The sequence below is a fragment of the Streptomyces sp. NPDC097640 genome (assembly GCF_040302705.1).
Lineage (GTDB): Bacteria > Actinomycetota > Actinomycetes > Streptomycetales > Streptomycetaceae > Streptomyces.
The window spans coordinates 435,521-460,083 of sequence record NZ_JBEOSB010000003.1 but is presented as its reverse complement, the minus strand read 5'-3'; the positions used below and the strand labels follow the sequence as shown (position 1 = coordinate 460,083).

Genomic DNA, 24,563 nt, shown 5'->3' with positions numbered 1-24,563 from the left:
GATGGCCCGCGCGGCCCTGGTGACGGGCGCCTCGCGCGGCATCGGACTCGCCGTGGCCCGGGCGCTGGCGGCGGACGGGGCGGCGGTGTGTGTGACGGCGCGGGGCACGGACGGCCTGGCGGAGGCCGTACGCCGCCTCGGCCCGCACGCCATCGCCTGCCCGGGGGACATCGCGGACCCGGCCCACCTGGAGGAGGCCGTCTCCCGCACCCTGGCGGAATTCGGCCGCCTCGACGTCCTGGTCAACAACGCCGCCACCAACGCCCCGCTCGGCCCGCTGATGACCGCGGACCCGCTGGACTGGCGCACGGCCTTCACGGTCAATGTGGAGGCCCCGCTGCGCCTGGTCCAGGCGGCCTGGCGGGGGTGGATGCGGGAGCACGGCGGCGCGGTCGTCAACATCTGCACCGAGGGCACCCACGGCGTCGGCCCGGACCTCGGCGCCTACGGCACGACCAAGACCGCCCTCCTGCGCCTCACCCGGCAGCTCGCCGCCGAGCTCGCCCCCGCCGTCCGCGTCAACGCCGTCTCCCCGGGGCTGGTGCGCACCGAGATGGCCCGCTTCGTCTGGGAGCGCGACGAGCCCGCCATCGCGACCACCCTGCCGCTGGCCCGGATCGGGGAACCCGAGGACGTGGCGCGGGCGGTCCGGTGGCTGGTCTCGGCCGAGGCGTCCTGGATCACCGGCGCGGACCTGGTCGTGGACGGCGGCCGCCGCGTCCGCGCGGCGTACCGCCCACGACCCGCGCCCCCGTCCTAGTTACCGCTCGCCCAGCCAGATCGGGTTGGTCATCGCCGCCATCGGGCCCGGTATCCCGGACGCGCCGCCGTCCGCCGGGGCGTGGCGCACCTCGGCCCGTACATACGCCGCGTAGGACGGCGTCGTACGCCACTCGGCGGTGGTGGAACCGGAGTCGGGGACCGCTGTGCCGAACAGCTGGCCCTGGTCGGTGATGAGCCGGATCGAGCAGCCCCGGCCCACGCCGGAGACCTTCAGCCGGACCGTCACCTCGTCCTGCCGGCCGACCTTCAGCCGCTCGCCGATGCCCGCGTGCTCCCCGCGGCCGCCGACGACCTCGAGGGTGAGGTCGATCGCCGAGGACTCCGCGATCCAGCAGCGCCCGGCGCGGATGCCGTCCTGGATCGCCGTGCGGGACAGGTCGTCGGCGAGCACGACCGTCTGCGGGAACCCGACGACCTGCGGCTCGCGGTGCGCGTCGCTGTGGCCCACGGCGGGCAGCCAGCGGCCCTCGCCGCGGGCGGCGGCCACCAGGGTGTTGTCCCACTCCTGCACCGTGACCTCGTCGTCCGGGGTGAAGTCCGCGTTCCACACCTCGACCGCGTCGGCGTCGTTGAACCCGAACTTCCAGTTGCAGCCCACACAGGTGCCGTGCGGATGGGCCGGGATGACCAGGCCGCCCGCCTGCCGGATCTTGCGGGCGTACTTCCCGAAGGCGTTGTCCCGGGCGCGGTAGCGCCAGTCGATGAAGACGCCCGGGTCGGTGCCGAGGGCCACCACATGGCCATTGCGCGTGGTGACCTCCTCGCCGGTGAGGATCAGCAGGTCATCGCCCCACAGCCCCGCCCACGCCGGGTGCGAGGAGGTGGTGTTGTGCTCGGTGGTGGTGATGAAGTCGAGCCCGGCGGCCCGGGCGGCGGCGGCCACCTCGGCCGGGGTGCGCTTGCCGTCGGAGTGGATCGTGTGCAGATGGGAGTCGCCCCGGTACCAGGCCCGCCCGCGCCCCTTGGCCCGCTGCGGCGGATACACCGGCTTCGGCGTCTCGCCCGGCTCGCCGAACCGCAGCGTGACGGTGACCTTGTAGTCGAGGCCCTGCGGGGCCACCGTGTACGGGCCGAGCACCACATACCAGGTGCCCGCCCCGACCGGGCCCGCCAGATACCCGGGCGTCGCCTGCTCGGCGCTGATCGCGAACTCGGTGCGGGCGCCGCCCGACCAGCCGCGGAAGCCGCGCCCGCCCAGGTCGGTGCCGCGCTCGTCGAAGATGCCGATGTCGCAGGCGTTTCCCTGGGTGCCCGCCGGGACCGCCGGCCTCTCGTACGAGTACGAGACGGCGATCTCGCGCACCCCGCGCGGGACTTCCACCGGGAGATACACGAAGTCCGGCGAGCCCGTGGGCAGATGGCCCGTGACCGTCTTCGTCCGCTCCCCGCTTCCCTCGCTTCCGCCGTCCCGCTCCTCCGCCTGGGCGAAGGTCACCGGATCGAGGGTCAGCATCCCCGCCGCGCCCGCCAGGGCGGAGAGTCTGAGTACCGAGCGTCGCTGCATGAGTGCCCCCTGAGGCCGTTGTGCGGTCCGTCACCAGCGCTCACACCGTTGTACGCGGGAGTGACACGTACGGAAAGGCCTGTGGATAACTCGATGGCGGTGAGGGAACATACGCGCAGCCACATCCGGCCCCCCACGGAGGTGCAGCCCGCCATGCGGATCGCGACCACCATCTTCCTCACAGACGAGACCGTACGCCCCACCTGGCTCGCCCGCGAGCTGGAGAGACGCGGCTTCGCCGGCCTCTATCTCCCCGAGCACACCCACATCCCCGTCAGCCGGGACACCCCCGCCCCGATGGGCGAGCCGCTGCCGCGTCACTACGGGCGCACGCTCGACCCGTTCGTGGCCCTCGGCCAGGCGGCCGCGGTCACCGAGCGGCTCGCCCTGGGCACCGGCATCGCCCTGGTCGCGCAGCACGACCCCATCGCGCTCGCCAAGCGGATCGCCACCCTCGACTTCCTCTCCGGCGGGCGGTTCACTTTCGGCATCGGCTACGGCTGGAACGTGGAGGAGGCGGCCGACCACGGCGTCGACTGGCGCGGCCGGCGGCAGCTCGTACGGGACCGGGTGGCGCTGATGCGCGCGCTGTGGGCCGAGGAACCCACGGCCCACAGCGGCGCGTACGGCTCGGTGCGCGCCAGTTTCGCGCACCCCAAGCCGCTGAGTGCCCACCCCGCGACCGGGGCGCCCGGCCCGCGCACCCTGATCGGCGGCGCGGCCGGGCCCCGGCTGTTCGAACACATCGCCGCCTACGCGGACGGCTGGCTGCCGATCGGCGGCCGCGGCCTGACCGAGACCCTGCCCGTGCTGCGCCGGGTGTGGCAGGAGGCGGGCCGGGACCCGGCGGCGCTGGAGGTGGTGCCGTTCGGGGTGGAGCCGTCGCCCGGCAAGCTCGCGCACTACGCCGACCTCGGGATCGAGGAGGCCGTGGTGCAGCTCCCGGCGGGCGAGGAGGGCGAGGTCCTGCGGGCGCTCGACGGGTACGCGCAGTACCTGTGACGGCGTGCGGGGACCCTTCCCGGAGGCCCGCCTCCGCGTTCCCCTCCCGTGCCCCTGTACGTATTCCCGTCCGCGCGTCCGAACCCTCGTGAGGAGCCCCACAAAACCGCTGGCCCGGGCGGTCTGGCAGTGTCAGATCCCGCTCGTATGCTCGGAGGATGACCACGAGCGCGCAGGGATCCGAGCCGTCCGCCCAGACTGCCCCCACCCCCAACGCGATGCGCCGCGCGCTCAAACGCGCCCGGGACGGCGTGGCGCTGGACACCGCCGAGGCGGCGGTGCTGCTCCAGGCGCGCGGGGCGGACCTCGCGGATCTGACGGCCTCCGCGGCCCGGGTCCGCGACGCGGGCCTGGAGGCCGCGGGCCGCCCCGGGGTCATCACCTACTCGCGCAGCGTCTTCATCCCGCTGACCCGCCTGTGCCGGGACAAGTGCCACTACTGCACCTTCGTCACCGTCCCCGGCAAGCTGCGCCGCGCCGGCCACGGGATGTTCATGTCGCCCGACGAAGTCCTCGCCGTCGCCCGGCGCGGGGCCGAACTGGGCTGCAAGGAGGCGCTCATCACCCTCGGGGACCGCCCCGAGGACCGCTGGCCCGAGGCCCGCGAGTGGCTGGAGGCCGAGGGCTACGACGACACCATCGCGTACGTACGCGCCATCTCCATCCGCATCCTGGAGGAGACCGGACTGCTGCCGCACCTCAACCCCGGCGCCATGACCTGGACGGACTTCCAGCGGCTCAAGCCCGTCGCCCCCTCGATGGGGATGATGCTGGAGACCACCGCCGAGCGGCTGTGGAGCGAGCCCGGCGGCCCGCACTACGGCTCCCCGGACAAGGAGCCCGCCGTGCGGCTGCGCGTCCTGGAGGACGCCGGGCGCAGCTCCGTCCCCTTCACCAGCGGGCTGCTGATCGGGATCGGGGAGACCTATGAGGAGCGCGCGGACTCGCTGTTCGCGCTGCGCCGCGTCGCGCGCTCCTACCACGGCCTCCAGGAAGTCATCGTCCAGAACTTCCGCGCCAAGCCGGACACCGCGATGCGCGGCATGCCGGACGCGGAGCTGGACGACCTGGTCGCCACCGTCGCCGTCGCCCGCCACATCCTGGGCCCCACTGCCTGCATCCAGGCGCCGCCGAACCTGGTGGACGGGGAGTACGCGCGGCTCATCGGCGCCGGAATCGACGACTGGGGCGGCGTCTCCCCGCTGACCATCGACCACGTCAACCCCGAGCGCCCCTGGCCGCAGGTGGACGAGCTCGCCGAGCACTCCGCCGCCGAGGGCTTCCGGCTGCGGGAACGGCTGGCGGTGTACCCCGAGTTCGTCCAGCGCGGCGAGCCCTGGCTCGACCCGCGGCTGCTGCCCCACGTCAGCGCCCTGGCCGACCCCGCCACCGGCCTGGCCCGCGAGGACGCGATGCCGGTCGGCCTGCCCTGGCAGGAGCCCGACGAGGGCTTCACCGCCTCCGGCCGCACCGATCTGCACCGCACCATCGACACCGAGGGCCGCACCGGCGACCGCCGCGACGACTTCGACGAGGTGTACGGCGACTGGGAGGCGCTGCGCGAGGCGGCGGCGCCCGGCATGGCCCCGTCCCGTATCGACGCCGACGTCCGCGCCGCCCTGTCCGTCGCCGCCGACGACCCCACCCGGCTGACCGACCCCGAGGCGCTGGCCCTCCTGCACGCCGACGGCCCGGCGCTCGACGCGCTGTGCCGGATCGCCGACGACCTGCGCCGCGCGACGGTCGGCGACGACGTCACCTACATCGTCACCCGCAACATCAACTTCACCAACGTCTGCTACACCGGCTGCCGTTTCTGCGCCTTCGCCCAGCGCCGCACCGACGCCGACGCCTACACCCTCTCGCTGTCCCAGGTGGCCGACCGCGCCCAGCAGGCCTGGGACGTCGGCGCGATCGAGGTGTGCATGCAGGGCGGCATCCACCCCGACCTGCCCGGCACCGCCTACTTCGACATCGCGCGCGCCGTGAAGGAGCGCGTGCCGGGGATGCACGTCCACGCCTTCTCCCCGATGGAGGTGGTCAACGGCGCGACGCGCACCGGGCTGTCCATCCGCGAATGGCTGACCGCCGCGCGCGAGGCGGGGCTCGACACGATCCCCGGCACCGCCGCCGAGATCCTCGACGACGAGGTCCGCTGGATCCTCACCAAGGGCAAGCTGCCCACCGCCACCTGGGTCGAGGTCATCAAGACCGCCCATGAGCTGGGCATCCGCTCCTCGTCCACGATGATGTACGGCCATGTGGACCAGCCCCGCCACTGGCTGGGCCATCTGCGGCTGCTCGCCGGGATCCAGCAGGAGACGGGCGGCTTCACGGAGTTCGTGACGCTCCCCTTCATCCACACCAACGCCCCCGTCTACCTCGCCGGCATCGCACGCCCCGGCCCCACCGCCCGCGACAACCGCGCCGTCACCGCCATGGCCCGGCTCCTGCTCCACCCGCACATCCCCAACATCCAGACCAGCTGGGTGAAGCTGGGCGCGGAGGGCGCGGCCGAGATGCTCCGCTCCGGCGCCAACGACCTGGGCGGCACGCTGATGGAGGAGACCATCTCCCGCATGGCGGGCTCCTCCTACGGCTCGTACCGCTCCGTCCAGGACCTCGTGGCCATCGCCGAATCCGCCGGCCGCCCGGCCCGCCCCCGCACCACCACCTACGGCGAGGTCCCGGCCGAGCGCCAGGCGGCGGCCCTGGCCTCGGACGGCCATCTGCCGGAGCTGCTGCCGGTGCTCGGCGACTGAGGGCGCGCGGCTACAGCTCCCGTGAATGTGCGGTGAGTATGGGACGGCGACACGCCGACACCACGGCGTGCCGCCGTCCCATACTCACCACAAACTCAGGCGCCGGACACACAGCCGCGGACCACGGCGGCGAAGTTGCCCGCCAGCCGGCGCGCGGCCTCCGTCGACGCGGGCTCCGCCGCCTGCGCCTCGGCGCGCAGGGCGGCCAGGTCAAGCCCCTTCTCGGCCAGCGCCGCCTCGTCCCAGCCGGCGAGCCGGTCCGCGCCGGCCTCGGGGTGGAACTGGACGCCCCAGGCACACTCCCCGACCCGGAACGCCTGCACCTCACACGCGTCGCTCCGGGCCAGATGAGTCGAGCCGGGCGGAAGGCGGGTGATCTGGTCGCGGTGGTTCTGGATGACGCGGAACCGCCGTGGCAGCCCCGCCAACAGCCGGTCCGCCCCGGCCTCTTCGCGCAGCTCGACGGCGCACGAGCCGCGCTCCGGCAGCCCGTACGCCCCCTCCACGCGGCCGCCCTCCGCCACCGCCAGCACCTGGGCCCCCAGACAGATCCCGAGCAACGGCACCCCCTCGGCCACGGCCCGTCGCGTGAGGTCCCGCTGCGCCGGCAGCCAGGGCGCATGCGCGTCGTCGTCCGGCAGAAACCCGCCCCCGAGCAGCACCACGGCGTCGTACCCGGCCGGACGGTCCGGCGCCTCGGCGCCCGCCCGCTCCACCACGTCCAGCCCCTCGTCCCGCAGCCACGGCAGCAGCCGGCCCGGCCCGCTTCGCTCCGCGTTGCGGACCATCAGCACCCGTGCGCTCACGGCGTGTCCCGGGGTTCGGAATCCGTGTCGGCCGGCCCGCCCTCGACCGCCGCCAGCCCCTTGGCCTCCGCGTCCAGCCGCCGCCGCTCCTCCTCGCCGAGGAACGGCAGCAGCGCCCCGCAGTCCCGGCAGGCCCGAGCGAAGCCGGCGTGGAACGTCGGCCGCGCCTTGAGCGCCCCCGGGCGGGCGAACCGCAGCCGCAGCCGCTTCTGCATCGAATCGGACGACGTGAGCTCCCCGACCGGGCTCAGCCGCCCGGACCCGCATATCGCGCAACGCATGGCGGGAACGATACGCCCCGCCGCCCAACCGCCGGGATCATGACACGCGGTTGCGGCGGCAGAGCCTTTCGCATACCTGAAGGTAAGTACGCACTTTTTTGTGGGTACTTGAGCCAGCCCACGGCAGAGAACAGAATCGACGAGAGCCCGGCGCGCAGGGGAATTTTCACGGACTCGAAAGCATGAAATAGGTGGTGCTGTCATGGCAGGAGAAAACCGTACGCCGGTGACGGTCATCGGGCTCGGCGCGATGGGCCAGGCACTGGCCGGGGCATTCCTCGATGCCGGTCATCCCACGACCGTATGGAACCGCTCGGCCCACAAGGCCGATGCCCTGGTCGCCCGCGGGGCGGTGCGGGCGCAGACGCCCGCCGAGGCGGTGAAGGCCGGCGAGCTGGTGGTCGTATGCGTCGTGGACTACGAGGTGAGCCAGGCGATCCTCGAGCCGCTGGGTGCGGAGTTGGCGCGGCGGGCGCTGGTCAACCTCACCTCGGACACCCCGGAGCGGGCCCGCGAGGCCGCCGCGTGGGCGGCGGGGCGCGGCATTGACTACCTCGACGGGGCGATCATGGTGCCGACCCCGGTCATCGGTTCGCCGCAGGCCCTGCTCCTGTACAGCGGGTCGCGGACCGTGTTCGAGGCGCATGAGACAACGCTGAAAGCGCTGGGCGGAAACAACCGTTATCTCGGCGCGGACCACGGGGTCGCGCCGCTGTACGACCTGGCGCTGCTCAATGTCTTCTATTCCAGCATGGCCGCCATGGTCCATTCCCTGGCTCTGGTGGGCGCGGACGGTGTCACGGCCAAGGAATTCCTGCCGTACATCAAGGAATTCTTCGCCCTCCTTCCCGCAATGGCGGACCAGGTCGCGGATGGTATCGACAACCGTGACTATCCGGGGGATCTGGGCAATCTGACGATGGAGGCGGCGGGGGTCGACCACATCCTCGAGACGAGCGAGGCCCGGGGCCTGGACTCCGGGCCGCTCGCGGCCGTCCGTGCCCTGATGGGGCGGGCGATCGCCGATGGCCGTGGCGGCGACGGCTTCGCGAGCGTCATCGAGGACATCAGGAAGCCTGTCGACTAGCGACACGCGCTGCCGCGCGGCCTGAGGAGGCCGGGTCCGGAAGTCCGGGCCCGGCCTCCTCCGTGTGCCGCGACCCAAGGTCCCCTTCTGTTAGCGCAGTGTTTCGGAATGAGGCGATCCGTAGGGCCCGCCGTGTTGACGCCTTCACAATCATCGGCGGATCGAAGGCGATCAATCGATGTCCATTACAGTGCGAAGCCTGTCCTACGGCCGTTCGTGCAGCGATGGAGAGGGGCGAGGTCGTGACGGCAACCGCCAGTGCGGCGACGGGCGTATGGGGCCGCGCCGAGCAGCAGGACTTCCGCAGCCGGGTGCGCGGCTGCCTGCTCGGCGGTGCGATCGGGGACGCGCTGGGCGCGGCGGTCGAGTTCTCCTCGCTCGCCGACATCCGGGCGGAGCACGGCCCCGAGGGCGTCACGGACTTCGTCCCGGCGTACGGGCGGCGCGGCCGCGTCACCGACGACACCCAGATGACGCTCTTCACCGTCGACGGGCTGATACGCGCGCAGGTGCGGCGCGACACCGGCGCCTGGCATCCGCCCAGCGACGTCCACGCCGCCCACCGCCGCTGGTACGCCACCCAGCGCGACTGGGGGCCCGACGAGCGCCGGCAGGACGCGGGCTGGCTGGGCCGCGAGGAGTGGCTGTACGCCCAGCGCGCGCCGGGCCGGGCCTGTCTGACCGGGCTGGCCGACGACGCCATGGGCACCCTGGACAGCCCCAAGAACCCCGACTCCAAGGGGTGCGGCGCGGTGATGCGCTCGGCGCCCTTCGGGCTGCTGGTGGGCTGGGAGCCGCAGCTGGTGTTCCAGCTGGCCATCGAGTGCGCGGCGCAGACCCATGGGCACCCCACCGGCTATCTGCCCGCCGGGGCGTTCGCCCTGATCGTGCACGGGCTCGCGCGCGGCGACGCGCTGGACGGCGCGGTGCAGCGGGCGCTGGCCCACCTGGCCACCCGCCCCGGCCACGAGGAGACCACCGACGCACTGCGCTACGCGCTCGGCGCCGTACGGCAGGGGCTGCCCACGCCCGAGCGGGTGGCGTATCTGGGGGAGGGCTGGACCGGGGACGAGGCGCTGGCCATCGGGCTGTACTGCGCGCTGGTCGCCGAGGACGTGCGCCACGGCCTGCTGCTCGCCGTCAACCACGGCGGGGACAGCGACTCCACGGCGGCGGTGTGCGGCAACATCCTGGGGACGCTGCACGGCGAGACCGCGCTGCCCCCCGCGTGGCTCGCGGAGTTGGAGGGGCGCGGCACGATCCTGGAGCTGGCCGACGACTTCGCGATGGAGATGACGCAGGGCCCGGCCCTGCACGGCCCGGCGGCCTCCGCCCCCGCCTGGCTGGCCCGCTACCCGCGCGCGTAGCTCGGCCGGGCGGGGCGCGGGGCATCGCCGCCCGGGGTGTGCGGCGGCCGGGTGCGCAGGGCCCGTACGGTCAGCCGCGCGGCGACGGCCAGGAAGACCGCGCCGACGACCGGATAGACGGCGGTGAGCAGCATCTGGCCGGGGTTCTGGTGCAGTTCCACGCGCTCCGGCAGGTCATGGGGCACGTACCACATCATGAAGGAGCAGAACAGCAGGGCGGTCACCGCCGTGAGCCACCTCCACCGCGCGGTGCGGCGGCGCAGCGCCTCCGCACCGAGCAGCAGCACCATGGGCACCGCCCACACCCAGTGGTGGGACCAGGAGACGGGGCTGACCATGAGGGCGGTGACGCCGCAGGCGACCGCCGCCCACGCCCGGTTGCCGGGCAGCCGGCCCTCCGCGAGCTGGGCGGCGACGGCGACGGCCAGGCCGGCGCAGGCGAACAGGGCGGCCGCGGCGAGCCACCACAGGCCCGGGTCGGGGGCGTGCAGCAGGCGGGCGAGGACGCCGCGCAGGTTCTGGTTGCCCGCGCCCTCGACATCGCCCGGCCGGTCGGTCGCGAACAGGATCTCGGTCCAGTAGCGGTGTGAGTCGTGCGGCAGCGCGAGAGCCGCCAGGACCACGGTGCCGGCGAACGCCCCGGTGGCCACCGCCGCCCGGCGCAGATGCTCGTTCCAGAACGGGCCGTCGGACCGCAGCCGCCGCACCCCCTCGACCAGCCCGGCCAGCGCGAGGAAGACCGCGAAGAGCGCCGGGGTGATCTTGATGCCCGCCGCGATGCCCGTGCCGACCCCGGCCCAGTGGTGGCCGCGGTGCCCGGACCGCCGGGTCAGATCCCACAGCACCAACACCGTGACCAGCAGATTGATCTGCCCGTAGCGCAGCGTCGTCCACACCGGCTCGCACCACACGCCGACCGCGGCCAGGGACAGCACGGCCGCCGCCCTGGGCACCACGCGCGGGCGGCCGATCAGGCGCAGCGCCAGATGGACGAGCGCGACCATCAGGGCGAGGTTGAACGCCGTCGCCAGGGTCCGCATCAGCCCGGTGCCCAGGAAGGTCAGCGGGGTGAAGAGGAGCGCGGCGAACGGGGGATAGGTGTTGGGCAGGTTGTGCACGGTGGCCCGCATGTCGTACAGGTCCAGGGCGTTGCGCACGGTCCAGCCCTCGGCGCGGTAGACCAGCAGGTCGACCATCGACACCTGGGCGGCGCGCTGCGCGATCCAGAAGCCCGTGAAGGACACCAGACAGAGGACCGCCGCGCAGAGCGTGGGCCGGCGGAGCCGGGAAACGGTGATCGTCGGTGTCGCGGTCACGGGGGAAGAGCTCCAGGTCCACGGGCGGCGGCGGTCGGCACGGAGGGCCGACGATAGTACGTACGGAAGTGGGGCTCGGCCGGGGGCCATTACCCCGCGGGTAATCGACGTCTCTCCCCGGCCCCGTGAGGATCGTGCACGGCACCGAACGCACCACCGCACCGGGAGAGACCGAGATGGCCGCGACAACCGACACCACCGACACCACCGACGCCATGACCACCGAGCGCACCCGCGCCACCGTCCAGGAGTTCCTGGCCCGGGTGGCGGCCGGCGACCTGGAGCGCCTCGGCGCGCTGTTCGCCGAGCGGGTCGACTGGCTGATCGCCGAGAACCCGGACGTCCCGTGGATCCGCCCCCGCAGCACGCGCGCCGACGCCGTGGCCCACTTCCGCGAGCTGGCCGAGGGAGTGGCCCCGGCCCTGGACGGGAACACGGTCGACGCGGTCGTGGTGGAGGGGACGGAGGCCATGGTGACGGGCGTCCTGGCCGGCACCGTACGCGCCACGGGCAAGCGCTACCGGTCCCCCTTCGCGATGCGGGTGACCGTCGAGGACGGGCTGATCACCCGCTACCGCGTCTACGAGGACAGCCTGATGTTCGCCGCGGCCTGCACGCCCGACGCCTGATCCTGGACGCTCGCTTATGCGGACGAGCCTTTCGGCCATGGCCCGTCTCACCGCGCGGCGCTTGACTGGGGGGCATGATGAACCACCACGCCCTCCAGACCCCCGTGCTGATCGCCGCCACCGTGGCCACCGGCCTGAGCGCGGGCCTGTTCTACGGCTACGCCTGCTCCGTGATGCCCGGTCTCGGCCGGGCGGACGACCGTACCTTCGTCGAGGCGATGCAGCGGATCAACGTGGCGATCCTCAACGGCTGGTTCGCCCTGGTCTTCGGCGGTGCGCTGGTGCTCTCGGTGCTGGCCGCGGTGGCGCATCTGCGCGGCGACGGGCGGCCCGCGCTGCCGTGGATCGTGGCCGCGGTCGCCCTCTACCTGGTGATGCTGATCATCACCTTCCGGGTCAATGTGCCGCTGAACGACGCGCTCGAGGCCGCCGGCCACCCGGACCGGATCGGTGATCTCGCGGCGGTGCGCGAGCGGTTCGAGGAGCGGTGGGTGCGCTGGAACGTGGTCCGCGCGGTCACCTCTACCGCGGCGTTCGCCCTCCTGGTCGGGGCCCTGGTGGTGAACGGACGAGGGGCACCGCGGGGCGGGATCTGAACCGATCCACGGTGCCGCCCCGCGGTGCCTGCCCGCCGCTGGTCAGTCCGCCGCGCCGGCGACCGACTCGCGACCGGCCGCGCCACCCTTCGGCACCGACCGCGCGGCACTCGCCGAACCCGGCCCGTCGTCATCCGAGTTGAGCGAGTCGAGAATGGCGTCGCGCTCCGGGGTGTCCTCCGGCTTGATGAAGCCGATCACGATGTAGAGCACGAGCGAGACCGCGAGCGGGATGGAGACCTGGTACTCCAGGTTCACTCCACCGTCGATCGCGTCGTTGATCGGGTAGTTCACGAGATAGAAGGCGAACAGCCCCAGCGCCCAGCTGACCAGCGCCGCCGTCGGGCCAGACTTACGGAACGGGCGGAGCAGGCCGAGCATCAGCGGGATCGCGATCGGGCCCATGAGCCCGGCGACCCACTTGATCACCACGGTGATGATGTCCCCGAAGAAGTCCGAGTTCACCTGGGTGGCGATGGCCATGGACAGGCCGAGGAAGAGCAGCGTGGCATAGCGCGCCGCGAGCAGCCCGGTACGGGTGCTCCACCCCCGTACGGACTTGAAGATCGCGGGCATGATGTCCCGGGTCACCACGGCCGCGATGGCGTTCGCGTCCGAGGAGCACATGGCCATCGTGTGCGAGAAGAAGCCGACGACGACCAGGCCGAGCAGGCCGTGCGGCAGCAGGTCCTGCGCCATCAGCGCGTAGGAGTCGGCGGGCTTGTCGGTGTTGATGATCAGCGGCGCCACCCACATGGGGAAGAACAGCACCAGTGGCCAGACGAACCACAGGGCGGCGGAGAGACGGGCCGAGCGCTTGGCGGAGTGGGCGCTGTCGGTGGCCATGTAGCGCTGCGCCTGGTTCCACATCCCGCCGTTGTATTCAAAGGTCTTGATGAACAGATAGGCGAGCAGGAAGGTCATCGTGTACGGACCGACCGTCGGCTCGTGATGGGTGTCCGGCAGGTCGTCCCAGACGCCCCACAGCGCGCTCACGCCGCCCAGCTTGTGGAGCACGGCCACCAGCATCGCGATGCCCGCGATGAACTGGATGACGAACTGGCCCAGTTCGGTGAGCGCGTCGGCCCACAGTCCGCCGACCGTGCAGTAGATGGCGGTGACCACACCCGTGATCAGAATGCCCTGGTTGAGGGAGATATCGGTGAAGATGGACAGCAGGGTCGCGATGGCCGCCCACTTGGCGCCCACGTCGACGATCTTCAGCAGCACCCCGGACCAGGCGAGCGCCTGCTGGGTGGGCAGGTTGTAGCGGTTCTTGAGGTATTCGAGCGGCGAGGCGACGCGCAGCTTGCTGCGCACCCGGTTGAGCCGGGGCGCGAAGAGCTGGGAGCCGATCGCGATGCCGATGGCGATCGGGAATGACCAGGTGACATAGGAGGTGATGCCGTATTGATAGGCGATGGCCGCATAGCCGGTGAACATGACCGCGCTGTAGCCGGACATGTGATGGGAGATGCCGGAGAGCCACCACGGCATCTTGCCGCCGGCGGTGAAGAAGTCGCTGACGTCGTCCACGCGTTTGTGGGACCAGACTCCGATGGCGACCATCACGCCGAAGTAGCCGATGAGTACGGTCCAGTCGAGGCTGTCCATGCCCCCTCCAGGGGTCCGTCTTATGAACAGGACCGCACTTCGCCGCGACGTTCGTCATGGGCGGGTTCCCCCGAGCGGGAGCGGGGTACTTCCGGGATTGAACCGCTTGTTCGGGCGGCCGGTCAAGAGATATCCGGTCACGAGTGTGAACAGAAATCAGGACACAGAACGATTTTGCTCGCTCTTGACCTACCGGACAGTTGTCGTGAACGCGTCCGCGAACCCACGATGAGCGGGCACTTCGCCAGACGCACGCCCACGCTCGACCGCTATCGGACGGGCCGTACGGGAGCGGGATCCCGTCAGGCCGGAGGAGGAGGGTGCGACCCCTTGCGCGACCCCCTGTGCAACCCGTGCAACGCTCGCGTCACCGCATCAGCTCACCGGCGTTGACCAGCAACGACTGGCCGGTGATCGCCCGGGCCCGGTCGGAGGCCAGAAACACCGCGGCCTCCGCCACGTCCCCGTCCGTCGCCAGCTCGGGCAGCGCCATCCGCCCGGCGAGCCGGGCCAGCACCTCGGCCTCCGGCACGCCCTCGGAGTGCGCGGCGAAGGTGACGTACGCCTGCACCGGCGGGCCCCACATCCAGCCGGGCTGCACGGTGTTCACCCGGACGCGGTGCGGGCCCAGCTCGCGCGCCAGCGAGTACATCGCGGAGACGAGCGCGCCCTTGGAGGCGGCGTACGCGGCCTGTCGCACCTGGGTGGGGGCGGCGACCGACGACTGCGTGCCGATCATCACCACCGAGCCGCCGTTCCGCTTGAGCGCGGGGAGGCAGGCGCGGGTCATCCGGAGCGTGCCGAAGAGGTTGGTGTCGACGACCCGGCTCCACGAGGCGAAGTCGGCCTCCTCCAGGCCGCCCATGTAGCTGTCCAGCGCGGCCACATGGATGACGGCGTCGATCGCGCCGAAGCGCTCGACCGCGAGCGCGGCGAGGGCCTCGCACTGCGGCTCGTCCGCGATGTCGGTCGCGCGCCACGCGGTGTGGCCGCCCCCGGGGTCGGCCTCGGCGGCGGCCTTCGCCAACTGGGCCTCCGTGCGCGCACCGAGCACGGCGTTGCCGCCGTCCCGCACGCATGCCGCCGCGACCCGCAGGCCGAGGCCGGGGCCGACCCCCGAGACGATGACGGTCTTGCCGCGCAGCAGCATGGGGTGCCTCCCCGGCGATCGCGATGGCCCGACGGATGATCTGACGGTCCGTCAGGCTAGAGCGCGTACCTGGAGAAGGCCATACCGCACACACGCGGATCTCCCCCTGCCCGCGCGGGGCCGGGCGGCTGCGTGGTGTCCGGCGGATCCTTTCCCCTCCCCGCCCCTTCCCGCAGTGTCGATGTGCGGCTGCGCCGCGTGGCATGGGCTTCGCCCCTGGACCCCGGGGTCTGGGGCGAAGCGCCCCGCGCGGCGGAGCCGCACATGGGCAGGGGTCGGGAAGGGGCGGGGTGGGGGACGAGCACTCCGCAGGCGTCGAGACCCTCCGGACACCCCCTAGTGGAGCGCCTTCGCGAGGCGGCGGAGGCCTTCCGCGATCTCATCCGGGGTGTGGGTCACGAACGTGAGCCGCATCGTCGCCCGGTCCGGCTCGCCGGCGAAGAACGGCGCCCCCGGCACATACGCCACATCGTGCTCGACCGCCACCCGCAGCCGCTCCGTCGCGTCGTACCCCTCGGGCAGCGACGCCCAGATGAACATGCCGCCGTCGGGGCGGTTCCAGCGCGAGCCCTCGGGCAGGGCCTCGCCGAGGCCCGCGAGCAGCGCGTCGCGCCGCTCGCGGTAGGCGTCGCGGACGCGGGCGAGGTGGGCGTCCAGGTCGGAGTCCGTCAGATAGCGCGCGGCGGCCATCTGGTCGACCGTCGTGCTGTGCAGATCGGCGGCCTGCTTGGCGATGACGCAGGCGCGGCGGAGCGCCGCGGGGGCGCGGAGCCAGCCGAGCCGCAGCCCCGGCGCCATGATCTTGGAGAAGCTGCCCAGCAGCACCGTGCGGTCGGCGGCCTCCGGGCGGCTCGCGATCCACGGCACCGGCTCGCCCTCGAAGCGCAGCTCCCCGTACGGGTCGTCCTCGACGATCCACAGCCCGCGCCGCTCCGCGACCTCCGCCACCGCGCGGCGGCGCTCGGCGGGCAGGGTGCGGCCGGTGGGGTTCTGGAAGGTCGGGATGGTGTAGAGGAGCTTGGGCCGCTCCCGCTCGACCAGCGCGTCGAGCGCGGCCGGGTCGAGGCCGTCCTCGTCGCCGGGCACGGGCACGATCCGCGCGCCCGCGAAGGAGAAGCACTGGAGCGCGGCGAGATAGGTCGGGTTCTCGACCAGGACCACATCGCCCGGCTCCAGCAGCGCGGTCGCGAGCAGGGTCAGCGCCTGCTGCGAGCCGCTGGTGACGAGCAGCTCGTCGGGGTCGGTGGGCAGCCCGCGCGCGGTGAGGCGGCCCGCGGTGGCGGCGCGCAGCCCGGGGTCGCCCTCGGTGGTGGAGTACTGAAGGGCCCGGCGCGGGGCCTCGGTGAGGACGCGCGCGAAGGCCTCCCGTATCGGCTCCGCGTCGAAGAGCTCGGCCGCCGGGAGCCCGCCGGCGAAGGAGATCACCTCGGGGCGAGCGGTGAGCGCGAGGATGTCGCGTACCGGGGATCCGGCGACCGAGGCGGCGCGGGCGGCGAGGTCGGGGAGGGCGGCACGCATGGGGCTCCTTCGCTCGTATGAACGCATTCCGTTGGGCGTACGAGGCTTGTCGTAGGCAGCCTAAAGAGATCACTGCATTGCGCAACGGCTTTGTCCGAGATGCGGTCGGCACCCTCCCCATCTGACGTCACGTCAGCTACACATGGAGGACATGAGCAGTGACTCGAGTGAGGACACGCGCGGCGAGACATACGCGGAACTGGCCTCGGTCGGCCCGTACGGAGTGCGCCCCGGCCACGCCCTGATCACCATGGTCGAGCCGCACCCCGGTCACGAATACGCCTACAACCGCTGGTACGAGGACGACCACTTCATCGCGGGCGCGATGGCGATGCCGTGGATCTTCGCGGGCCGCCGCTGGGTCGCCACCCGCGAGCTGCAGGAGCTGCGCTACCCGGAGAAGTCCGCGGTCGCCCGGCCGGTCACCGCGGGCTGCTACATCACGGTCTACTGGCTGACCGAGGGGCGCTACGCGGAGCACATGAGATGGACCGTCGGCATCAACAAGCGGCTCAACCGGGACGGCCGGGTCTACCAGGACCGTACGCACGTCTTCACGGCGTTCCAGGACCGTGAGGCGACCGTCTACCGGGACGGCGCGGCGGGCCCCCGCGACTTCCACGCCCTCGACCACCCCTACGCCGGGCTGGTCGTGGAGGTCATCGACGCCGAGGGCCCCGAGCGCCGCGCCGAGCTTCTGGAGTGGCTGCGGGCCCGGCATCTGCCGAAGCGGCTGGCGGGCTCGCCCGCGGCGATGGTCACCGTCTTCCGGCCGACGCCGCTGCCGCTGGACCGGATGTCGTACGTCAAGCAGGTGGAGGGGGTGGAGACGCGGCTGACCCTGCTGTGGTTTCTCCAGCGGGATCCACGCGAGTGCTGGGAGGCACACTTCACCGGCCTTGACGACGACGTGGCCCGCTCGGGCCTCGGCCGCGTCGAACTGGTCGCCCCGTTCATCCCGACGGTTCCCGGGACGGACCGTTACGTCGATGAGCTGCGATGACGGCGACGGCGTCGAGCCCTCTCGGCTGGGACGGCGGCCGGACGAGAGGGCTCGGTGCCCAAAGGGCGGATGGCGGAGATCAGCCGAGGCTGAGGGATCCGCGGCGGACGTCGGAGACGAAGGCCGACCACGACCCCGGAGCGAAGCTGAGGGTCGGACCGTGCGGGTCCTTGGAGTCGCGTACGGCCACCTCGTCGACAACGGGAGAAGCGACCTCCACACAGGCGCCATTTCCCGCGGAGTACGAGGATTTCACCCACATACTCGTCTTTCCTTGCTGAATGGACACATTTGCTCCGATACGCATTGTTGATGAGATGCACCCCGTTTGGAGGCGAGACCGACGTTACTCGTCAACATCGTCGGGAAAGCCGGTCGTTCACTCGACCGGATGGCATATTCCACCGGCCCCTTCCTGGCCGGTGCACGGAGGTGTAGGGTCCGGGCTTTTGTGGTCCATTCAGCCTGCGGGTCAGCTCTCCTCGGCCCGGCGCGCGTGGTCCCGCGCCACCTCCGAGATGAACTCACGGCTCTGGTCGGCATTCAGCGCCTGGGCCCGCAGATGCTCATACATCATGCTGTAGCTCTGCACATCGGTGTGCTTCTCGAGATAGAGGTCGCTGGTCACACCCTCCAGATAGACCACGCTGGTGTCCGACTCGTCCGAGAACTCGAGAATGGTGAACTGCCCGCTCATCCCCGGGTGGGAACCCATGTCGAACGGAATCGCCTGCACGGTCACATGCGGCTCATGGCTCATCCGCACCAGATAGTCCAGCTGCTCGCTCATGACCTTCGGACTGCCCACCACCCGGCGCATCGCCGCCTCGTCCACGACCGCCCACAGCCGCAGCGGCGCGGCCGGGTCGGTGATCCGCTCCTGTCGCCTGAGGCGGACCTGGACCCGCTGGGCGATCTGGTCCTGCGGGGCCTCCGGCAGCGCCCCGCTGATCACCGCCTCGGCGTACTCCGGGGTCTGCAACAGGCCCGGCAGCACCTGCGGTTCATAGACCCGCAGCGATGCCGCGTCCGTCTCGAAGCCGATATAGACGCTGTACGGGACGTCGCCGAAGGCGTTCCACCAGCCCTGCTGGCGGGACTCCTTGGCCATTTGCATAAGGGAATCAACGAGCGCCTTGTCTTCGACCTTGTAGGTGCGGCACAGGTCGCGTACGTCGCGCTGGCTGATGCTGCGACGGCCGTTCTCCAGTCGGCTGATCTTCGACTGGGAGACCATCAGCTCCTCCGCCACCTCCTCCGCCGTCATGCCCTTCTCCTGGCGGAGCCTGCGGAGTTCCTGGCCCAATCGGCGTCGCCTGACCGTGGGGCCGACGTTCGATGTCACGGGACGTGCACCTCCGGCTTCGTACTGCTGATTCATGCTGTTCAGCAGCCTGCCACTACCGGTCGGCGCCGCGCTGGGAAATGGCGGCACAGGGTGCCTCTCGGGGCACACCCGACGCACGCGAGCGCGCGGGGCGGCGGGCCGGCCGGTCCTCGGGGGACAGGCCGGCCCACCGCCCCGCGCGCGTCAGCGGCTCCCGAACCGGGTCGGTGGGGACTGTGTGGTGCGGTCGGTCGGGTGGAGCGGTGCGTGCTGTGCTCAGCGCGCTCCGACGCGGGCCATGCTCCCGCGGCGGGACGGCTGCGCCGGAACTCCGGACGCGGGCATCGCGGCCCGTGCCCCCGGCTGGCGGCCTGGTGCGGCCTGTGCGCGCCGCGGCTGCGCCGCGACACCGTTCTGCACGTCCATGACGGCGTGTGCCACGAGTCCGCCCATGGGGTCGTGCCTGATCAGATCCCGGAGCCTGGAGCGCGAGGAGCGCCCCTCGTTCCCGGGATACAGGTGCTTGCCGAGCCCGACCGCGTGGGCCAGGGCGGCGAGCGCCGCGGTCCGCGGGTCCGGCGGCACGCCGGTGCGGATCGCGGTGTCCAGCCGGGCCCTGATCTCCCGGCTGATCGCCGATTCCGTCGCCTGGTAGCGAGTCGTCGGCAGCACCCCGCACATCTGGCCCTCCACGGCATGCACCATGCCGCAGCGCTCCAGATGCGTGAGATACGTCTGGCGCAGCCCCAGCCGGGGCCCGCCGATCCAGTGGACTGCGCGCACCGGGCTGCCGCGGCGGCGCAGCAGCTCCAGCGCGGAGTCCAATGTCGGATCTCCGGTCGGCCGTGGCAGCACCACGGCGATACGATCCCCGTCAGGGGCTATCCGTCCGGCCAGAGCCAGCTCTACTAGCTGTGCTCCGGCAAGACCGAGGTCGAGCGACTGCGGCTGCGCCGTGGTTCCCGTGGTCGGGTCCAAGGCGAGCAGCAGAAGCTCCTCCGGAATTGTTCTGCGGCTCCTGCCCATCCATGCCTCCCCGCGTGGATGAATGACAGGGTGACCCCTCTCACATTGGTCTGTCGAGAGTGCCTGAGGGATTTGATATGGAACCGATAGGTATGTCTTTCTCGTCTATCGGGTGGGCGGCAACCTGAAGGCACTCTGTCGGCTCTGTCAGGGTGTCATGGCGCACGGCGGCACTCGGGCGCACAGGACACTGGTAGATGGTTGGGGCAGCGGGACGCGATGCCGACAGGCGGTGCGCGTCCCGCAAAACGTATTACAAGGAGGCATCGGTGGCGGGCGAGTCCCCCGGCAAATCGGAGCAGCAGAAGTCGTCGGGGGAGACGACTCGCGGCGAGCACGATCCACGGCTCGCGGTCTTCCGCGAAGGGGAGGCCGAGGGCGGTGGGTCGGCGGTCGCCGTCGTGGACGAGGACCCGAAGGCGGGCGTGAGGGCGGAGCCCGAAGCGGAACCGGATGCGGAATCCAGTGTTCGCGAAAGCGAATCGGGTGAATCGGTCAAATCGGGCAAGAGTGACAAGTCTGACGAATCGAAAGATGAGTCGGGCGAGGAGCCGGACGAGGAGCCCTCGGGCGAGCCGGTGGACCGGCGTACGGCCGTGCTCCGCACGCTGAAGACCGAGCCCGCTGACGACGAGAGCGCCAAGGCGGCTGACGACGACGGCGCCAAGGCGGACGACGAGGACTCGGCCGCGCCCGTGGACCGGCCGACGGCCGTCTTCCGCACGCAGAAGGCCGAGTCGGCTGACGACGACGGCGCCAAGGCGGACGACGAGGGTCCGGCCGTGCCCGTGGACCGGCCGACGGCCGCTTTCCGTACGCAGAAGGCCGAGCCCGCTGACGACGAGAGCGCCAAGGCGGATGACGAGGACCCGGCCGCGCCCGTGGACCGGCCCACGGCCGCGTTCGGCCTGCTGCGCCAGAAGGAAGCCCCCCGGTGGGCCCAAAGCGGCGATGAGGGCGACAAGGCGGCCGACGCGAAGCCCGCCGAGGACAAGGCCAAGGCCGACGACAAGGCCGAGGACAAGCCGGCGGAGAAACCCGCCGAGAAGCCCGCCGAGAAGCCCGAGGGGGCCTCGGAGCGCACCAGCCGCTTCGTGCCGCTGAGGTCGACCGACGACGTCCCGGCCGCGCGGCCCCCCGCGCGCCCCTCCGCCCCGCCCCTGCCCGAGTCCGAGCGGACGAAGCAGCAGCCCCTGCCCGAGTCGGAGCGGACCAAGCAGCAGCCGCTGCCGCCCGTCGGCCAGCCCGCGCCCATCGACCTGCTGGCGCAGCTGACCAACACCCCGCCCCCGCCGGAGACCCCGCTGCGGACCGCCGTGCGGCGGGTCAAGATCTGGACGCCGCTCGCGGTGCTCCTCGTCATCGTCCTCGGCGTGGTGCAGGCGATGCGGGAGCTGCCGGCCCCGGAGCTGAAGGTGGCCGAGGCCGGGTACACCTTCGAGGGTGACAAGATGTCGCTCCCCTGGCCGGACCAGGGGCAGTCCGCGGTCGAGGTGGCGGACGTGGGCAGCCTGGGCACCTCCGGGGCGCAGAAGCCGGTGCCGATCGCCAGCGTCACCAAGGTGATGACGGCGTACATCGTCCTCAAGGACCGACCGCTCAAGGCGTCCCAGCCGGGTCCCTCCATCAAGATCGACGCCCAGGCGGGCAAGGAGGCGAACTCCGAGGACGAGTCGCGGGTCCCCGTCGAGGAGGGGCAGACCTTCACCGAGCGGCAGATGCTGGAGATGCTCCTGATCCCGTCCGGGAACAACATCGCCCGGCTGCTCGCCCGCTGGGACGCGGGGTCGGAGGAGGCGTTCGTGAAGAAGATGAACGACGCCGCCAAGGACCTGGGCATGAAGAACACCGTCTACACCGACCCCAGCGGCTTCAAGGCGACCACCAAGAGCACCGCGTCCGACCAGCTCAAGCTGGCCAGGGCGGTGATGCGGAGCGAGGCGTTCCGGGAGATCGTGGCGACGCCCAACATCAAGATCCCCGGTCTCAAGAACGTCATCTACAACAACAACAATCTGCTGGTGAAGCCGGGCGTGATCGGCATCAAGACCGGGTCCAGCACCCCGGCCGGCGGTGCGCTGATGTGGGGCGCGGAGCGGACCATCGACGGCAAGAAGCGGCTGATCCTCGGCGTCGTCCTGGAGCAGCGGGCCCCCGGCATCCTCCAGAACAGCCTGGATCTGGTGCAGACGAACAGCTACAAGCTGATCTCCGCGGTCCAGGACGGCCTCACCTCCGCCACGGTGGCGAAGAAGGGCGAGGTCGTCGGCCACATCGACGACGGCCTGGGCGGTACGACGCCGGTCGTCGCGACCAGGGACCTGACGGCGGTCGGCTGGGGCGGCTTCGAGGCGGAGCTCGAGCTGACCGACGGCGGCAAGACGCCGCCGCACTCGGCCAAGGCGGGCACGGTCGTCGGCGAGCTGAGCGTGGGCAGCGGCGAGAATCGGGCGAAGGTCCCGGTCGCGCTGAAGACGGACCTGTCCGAGCCGTCGCTCGGCTCGAAGCTGGTCCGTATCGCCTGATCAGGTGAGGGGTACGAGGCCTGGCACGGGTGTCCCGGCGCGCAGTGCGCCGGGATACCCGGTCGGCCGTCCGTAGCAAGTTGTCCACACCACACCCCACCGCCTCGCCCAGAAGGCCTTTTGTGGGCCTTCGCGTGCTAGCGTCGCCTGCGCCTCCGGTGTCGGTCCTGCCGTGGCGAACCGGGGTGAACCGGCACAGGTTTGAAGGATGATGGGGGCAGACCTCGGGGAAGACGGGGAGAGCCGCAGTGACCACCGTGGATCCGACACGGGCCGATAACGGCGGGAGTTCCGAAGAGAACACCGCACCGCGAATACGACTGCCCGCGCAGCGCTGGCCCGCCGAGGGCGCGGACGCGGCGGAGGGCGCAAGCCCCGCTGAGGACGCGGGCTCACCGGCGGGTGCCGGCCCGGCCGAGGACCCGGGTCCGGCGCTGACGCACAGCGATGAGCAGCGGGAACAGGAGCGGGAGCAGACGGCGGGCCGGTTGCGGCGCGTCGCGCGCTTCCTGTCCCATCCCGTGCCCGCCGCCCTGCTCCTCGCCGGGGTGCTGCATCTGCTCTGGGTCGCGCTGCTGGCGAACAGCGGCGGCGACCTGGCCGCGCAGGACGCCTGGGCGGAGTTCGCCCTCCAGCATCCCGACTCGGCGTACAACCTCGCCTGGTACGGCGGGATGCACCCGGTTTCGTACAGCGTCATTTCGCCATATTTGATGGCGGTCTTCGGCGTGCGTACGACGATGATGATCGCCGGGACGCTGTCGGCCGGGCTGCTCGCGCTGCTGCTGGTGCGCAGCCGTGTCGTGCGGAGGCCGCTGTGGCCCGCGCTGTACGGCGCGTTCGCGCTGGTCTGCAACGCGATCTCGGGCCGGGTGACGTTCGGGCTCGGCGCGATGTTCGGCCTTGGCGCCGTGGCGGTCATCTTCGCCTGGCCCACCAAGTGGCGGTCCCGGCACTGGCACCACAAGATCCTGCGGGCCCTGCTGGCGGCCGTGCTGGCCGCGCTCGCGACCATGTCCAGCCCGGTGGCCGGGCTGTTCGTGGGGATGGTGGCCGCCGCGCTGTGGCTGACCCGGCGCCACCCCGCCTCGTACGCGCTCGGTGTGACGCCGGTCATCGTGGTCGGGCTGTCGGCCTGGCTGTTCCCGTTCTCCGGCGAGCAGCCGATGGGCTGGGCGTCGACGATACTGCCGGGCCTGACCGGCGTCGCCGTCTTCCTGTTCGCGCCGCGGCGCTGGCGCACCGTCCGGGTGGGCGGGGCGCTGTACACGATCGGGGTGGTGCTGACCTGGCTGATCCCGTCCCAGATCGGGACCAACATCTCCCGCCTCAGCATGATCTTCGGCGGGGTGGTGCTGATCGCCGCGCTGGCCGCCCGCCGGGTGCCGCCGCGCCGCAAGCTGCTCTCCACGGGCGCCGGGCGGGCGTGGGTCGCGCTGGTGCTGTCCCTGGTGACGGTCACGGTGTGGCAGGGGGTCAAGACGGGCGACGATGTCATCCACACCACCCCGTCGGCGTCCTGGGCGCGCGAGCTGGCGCCGCTGGTCCACCAGCTGAACCGGGTGGAGGCCAACCGGGGCCGGGTCGAGGTGGTCCCGGTGCGCAGCCACCGCGAGTCCTCCGCGCTCGCCACGTACGTGAACCTGGCCCGCGGCTGGAACCGCCAGCGGGACCTGGACCGGAACCCGATCTTCTACGACGACACGCTCACCGCGGCCGAGTACCAGGCCTGGCTCAAGCGCTGGGCCGTGCACTTCGTGGTGCTGCCGGCCGACGAGCCGGACCACGCCGCGCGGCAGGAGACCGAGCTGATCACCCAGGGCCTGCCGTATCTGCGGGAGGTGTGGGGCGACGACAACTGGAAGCTGTACGAGGTCAAGGACCCCACTCCGATAGCCGATCCGCCGGCCACGGTGCAGCTGGCGGGCGCCGACGAGCTGGTCCTGAACGTGCGCGCCAAGGGTCCGGTGCTCATCCGCATCCCGTACTCCCCGTGGCTGGGCCTGGTGGACGCCAAGGGCAACAGCGTCAAGGCTCCGGAGCCGGACGGGGGCGACGGGCTGCCGGTCAACCGCAAGGGGTGCCTGACCAAGCAGGTCTTCGAGCCGAGCGAGGAGGGGCAGCCGGAGGACGAGTGGACCGTGCTGCACGCCCCGCGCCCGGGCATATACCGGATAGCGGGCAAGTACCAGCTGCCGCGCGGCACGCCCTGCCCGGACGAGATGGTGCCGTAAGGCAACAGGGCCGACAGGGCCGACAGGGCCGAT

At 71.9% G+C, this 24,563-nt stretch carries 20 protein-coding genes; 10 read left to right on the top strand and 10 right to left on the bottom strand.

Annotated features, from left to right (window positions below):
- Position 1 precedes the first annotated feature (1 nt).
- Positions 2 to 760, top strand: a complete 759-nt coding sequence (locus ABTY62_RS06520) for an SDR family oxidoreductase (protein ID WP_352128259.1) — start codon at positions 2 to 4, stop codon at positions 758 to 760.
- Here ABTY62_RS06520 and ABTY62_RS06515 read toward each other — a convergent pair whose 3' ends face one another.
- Complete coding sequence (locus ABTY62_RS06515) at positions 761 to 2,287, bottom strand: CehA/McbA family metallohydrolase (RefSeq protein ID WP_352128258.1); 1,527 nt, start codon at positions 2,285 to 2,287, stop codon at positions 761 to 763.
- 153 nt (positions 2,288 to 2,440) lie between these two features.
- Between ABTY62_RS06515 and ABTY62_RS06510 the strand changes: the two genes are divergently transcribed.
- Both ABTY62_RS06510 and ABTY62_RS06505 read left to right on the top strand, forming a co-directional pair.
- Positions 2,441 to 3,289, top strand: a complete 849-nt coding sequence (locus ABTY62_RS06510; protein ID WP_352128257.1) for a TIGR03619 family F420-dependent LLM class oxidoreductase — start codon at positions 2,441 to 2,443, stop codon at positions 3,287 to 3,289.
- 158 nt (positions 3,290 to 3,447) lie between these two features.
- Positions 3,448 to 6,051, top strand: a complete 2,604-nt coding sequence (locus ABTY62_RS06505; RefSeq protein WP_352128256.1) for a bifunctional FO biosynthesis protein CofGH — start codon at positions 3,448 to 3,450, stop codon at positions 6,049 to 6,051.
- A gap of 95 nt (positions 6,052 to 6,146) precedes the next feature.
- On the opposite strand, the gene ABTY62_RS06500 is transcribed toward ABTY62_RS06505, so the two are convergent.
- Together ABTY62_RS06500 and ABTY62_RS06495 are read right to left on the bottom strand one after the other, a co-directional pair.
- Positions 6,147 to 6,857 (bottom strand): type 1 glutamine amidotransferase, encoded by a 711-nt coding sequence (locus ABTY62_RS06500; RefSeq protein WP_352128255.1) that lies wholly within the window; start codon positions 6,855 to 6,857, stop codon positions 6,147 to 6,149.
- On the bottom strand, positions 6,854 to 7,138 hold the full coding sequence (locus ABTY62_RS06495; protein WP_352128254.1) for a hypothetical protein: 285 nt from the start codon (positions 7,136 to 7,138) through the stop codon (positions 6,854 to 6,856). Before ABTY62_RS06495 ends, ABTY62_RS06500 begins: the two co-directional genes overlap by 4 nt.
- A gap of 202 nt (positions 7,139 to 7,340) precedes the next feature.
- Between ABTY62_RS06495 and ABTY62_RS06490 the strand changes: the two genes are divergently transcribed.
- The gene (locus ABTY62_RS06490) at positions 7,341 to 8,225 is read left to right on the top strand and encodes an NAD(P)-dependent oxidoreductase (protein WP_352128253.1); all 885 of its coding nucleotides are present in this window, start codon (positions 7,341 to 7,343) and stop codon (positions 8,223 to 8,225) included.
- A 224-nt stretch (positions 8,226 to 8,449) separates the two neighbouring features.
- Complete coding sequence (locus ABTY62_RS06485; RefSeq protein ID WP_352128252.1) at positions 8,450 to 9,592, top strand: ADP-ribosylglycohydrolase family protein; 1,143 nt, start codon at positions 8,450 to 8,452, stop codon at positions 9,590 to 9,592.
- On the opposite strand, the gene ABTY62_RS06480 is transcribed toward ABTY62_RS06485, so the two are convergent.
- On the bottom strand, positions 9,577 to 10,908 hold the full coding sequence (locus tag ABTY62_RS06480) for a glycosyltransferase 87 family protein (RefSeq protein WP_352128251.1): 1,332 nt from the start codon (positions 10,906 to 10,908) through the stop codon (positions 9,577 to 9,579). The genes ABTY62_RS06485 and ABTY62_RS06480 overlap by 16 nt on opposite strands.
- A 176-nt stretch (positions 10,909 to 11,084) precedes the next feature.
- Between ABTY62_RS06480 and ABTY62_RS06475 the strand changes: the two genes are divergently transcribed.
- Positions 11,085 to 11,537 carry a nuclear transport factor 2 family protein gene (locus ABTY62_RS06475; RefSeq protein WP_352128250.1) on the top strand — a complete coding sequence of 151 codons (453 nt, stop codon included), beginning with the start codon at positions 11,085 to 11,087 and terminating at the stop codon, positions 11,535 to 11,537.
- A 74-nt stretch (positions 11,538 to 11,611) separates the two neighbouring features.
- Positions 11,612 to 12,133: an anthrone oxygenase family protein gene (locus ABTY62_RS06470; protein ID WP_352128249.1), complete on the top strand. Its 522-nt coding sequence runs from the start codon at positions 11,612 to 11,614 to the stop codon at positions 12,131 to 12,133.
- 42 nt (positions 12,134 to 12,175) lie between these two features.
- Here ABTY62_RS06470 and ABTY62_RS06465 read toward each other — a convergent pair whose 3' ends face one another.
- From ABTY62_RS06465 to ABTY62_RS06455, 3 genes are all read right to left on the bottom strand, one after another.
- Complete coding sequence (locus ABTY62_RS06465) at positions 12,176 to 13,747, bottom strand: sodium:solute symporter family protein (protein WP_352128248.1); 1,572 nt, start codon at positions 13,745 to 13,747, stop codon at positions 12,176 to 12,178.
- Between the two features lie 367 nt (positions 13,748 to 14,114).
- Positions 14,115 to 14,897 carry an SDR family oxidoreductase gene (locus tag ABTY62_RS06460; RefSeq protein WP_352128247.1) on the bottom strand — a complete coding sequence of 261 codons (783 nt, stop codon included), beginning with the start codon at positions 14,895 to 14,897 and terminating at the stop codon, positions 14,115 to 14,117.
- A 336-nt stretch (positions 14,898 to 15,233) separates the two neighbouring features.
- The gene (locus ABTY62_RS06455) at positions 15,234 to 16,415 is read right to left on the bottom strand and encodes an aminotransferase-like domain-containing protein (protein ID WP_352128246.1); all 1,182 of its coding nucleotides are present in this window, start codon (positions 16,413 to 16,415) and stop codon (positions 15,234 to 15,236) included.
- Positions 16,416 to 16,566: 151 nt separating this feature from the next.
- Between ABTY62_RS06455 and ABTY62_RS06450 the strand changes: the two genes are divergently transcribed.
- Positions 16,567 to 17,418 carry a hypothetical protein gene (locus ABTY62_RS06450; protein WP_502997408.1) on the top strand — a complete coding sequence of 284 codons (852 nt, stop codon included), beginning with the start codon at positions 16,567 to 16,569 and terminating at the stop codon, positions 17,416 to 17,418.
- A 79-nt stretch (positions 17,419 to 17,497) separates the two neighbouring features.
- Here ABTY62_RS06450 and ABTY62_RS06445 read toward each other — a convergent pair whose 3' ends face one another.
- The 3 genes from ABTY62_RS06445 to ABTY62_RS06435 all read right to left on the bottom strand — a co-directional run bounded on the left by ABTY62_RS06445 (position 17,498) and on the right by ABTY62_RS06435 (position 19,771).
- On the bottom strand, positions 17,498 to 17,707 hold the full coding sequence (locus ABTY62_RS06445) for a DUF397 domain-containing protein (protein ID WP_311730236.1): 210 nt from the start codon (positions 17,705 to 17,707) through the stop codon (positions 17,498 to 17,500).
- 183 nt (positions 17,708 to 17,890) lie between these two features.
- A complete protein-coding gene (locus tag ABTY62_RS06440) occupies positions 17,891 to 18,763 on the bottom strand; it encodes a helix-turn-helix domain-containing protein (RefSeq protein WP_311730237.1) in 873 nt (290 codons plus the stop codon).
- Between the two features lie 258 nt (positions 18,764 to 19,021).
- On the bottom strand, positions 19,022 to 19,771 hold the full coding sequence (locus tag ABTY62_RS06435) for a GOLPH3/VPS74 family protein (protein ID WP_352128244.1): 750 nt from the start codon (positions 19,769 to 19,771) through the stop codon (positions 19,022 to 19,024).
- A gap of 269 nt (positions 19,772 to 20,040) precedes the next feature.
- Here ABTY62_RS06435 and ABTY62_RS06430 point away from each other — a divergent pair, with 269 nt between their 5' ends.
- Complete coding sequence (locus ABTY62_RS06430) at positions 20,041 to 22,296, top strand: D-alanyl-D-alanine carboxypeptidase family protein (RefSeq protein WP_352128243.1); 2,256 nt, start codon at positions 20,041 to 20,043, stop codon at positions 22,294 to 22,296.
- Between the two features lie 248 nt (positions 22,297 to 22,544).
- A complete protein-coding gene (locus ABTY62_RS06425) occupies positions 22,545 to 24,530 on the top strand; it encodes a DUF8823 domain-containing protein (RefSeq protein ID WP_352128242.1) in 1,986 nt (661 codons plus the stop codon).
- Positions 24,531 to 24,563: the final 33 nt, after the last annotated feature.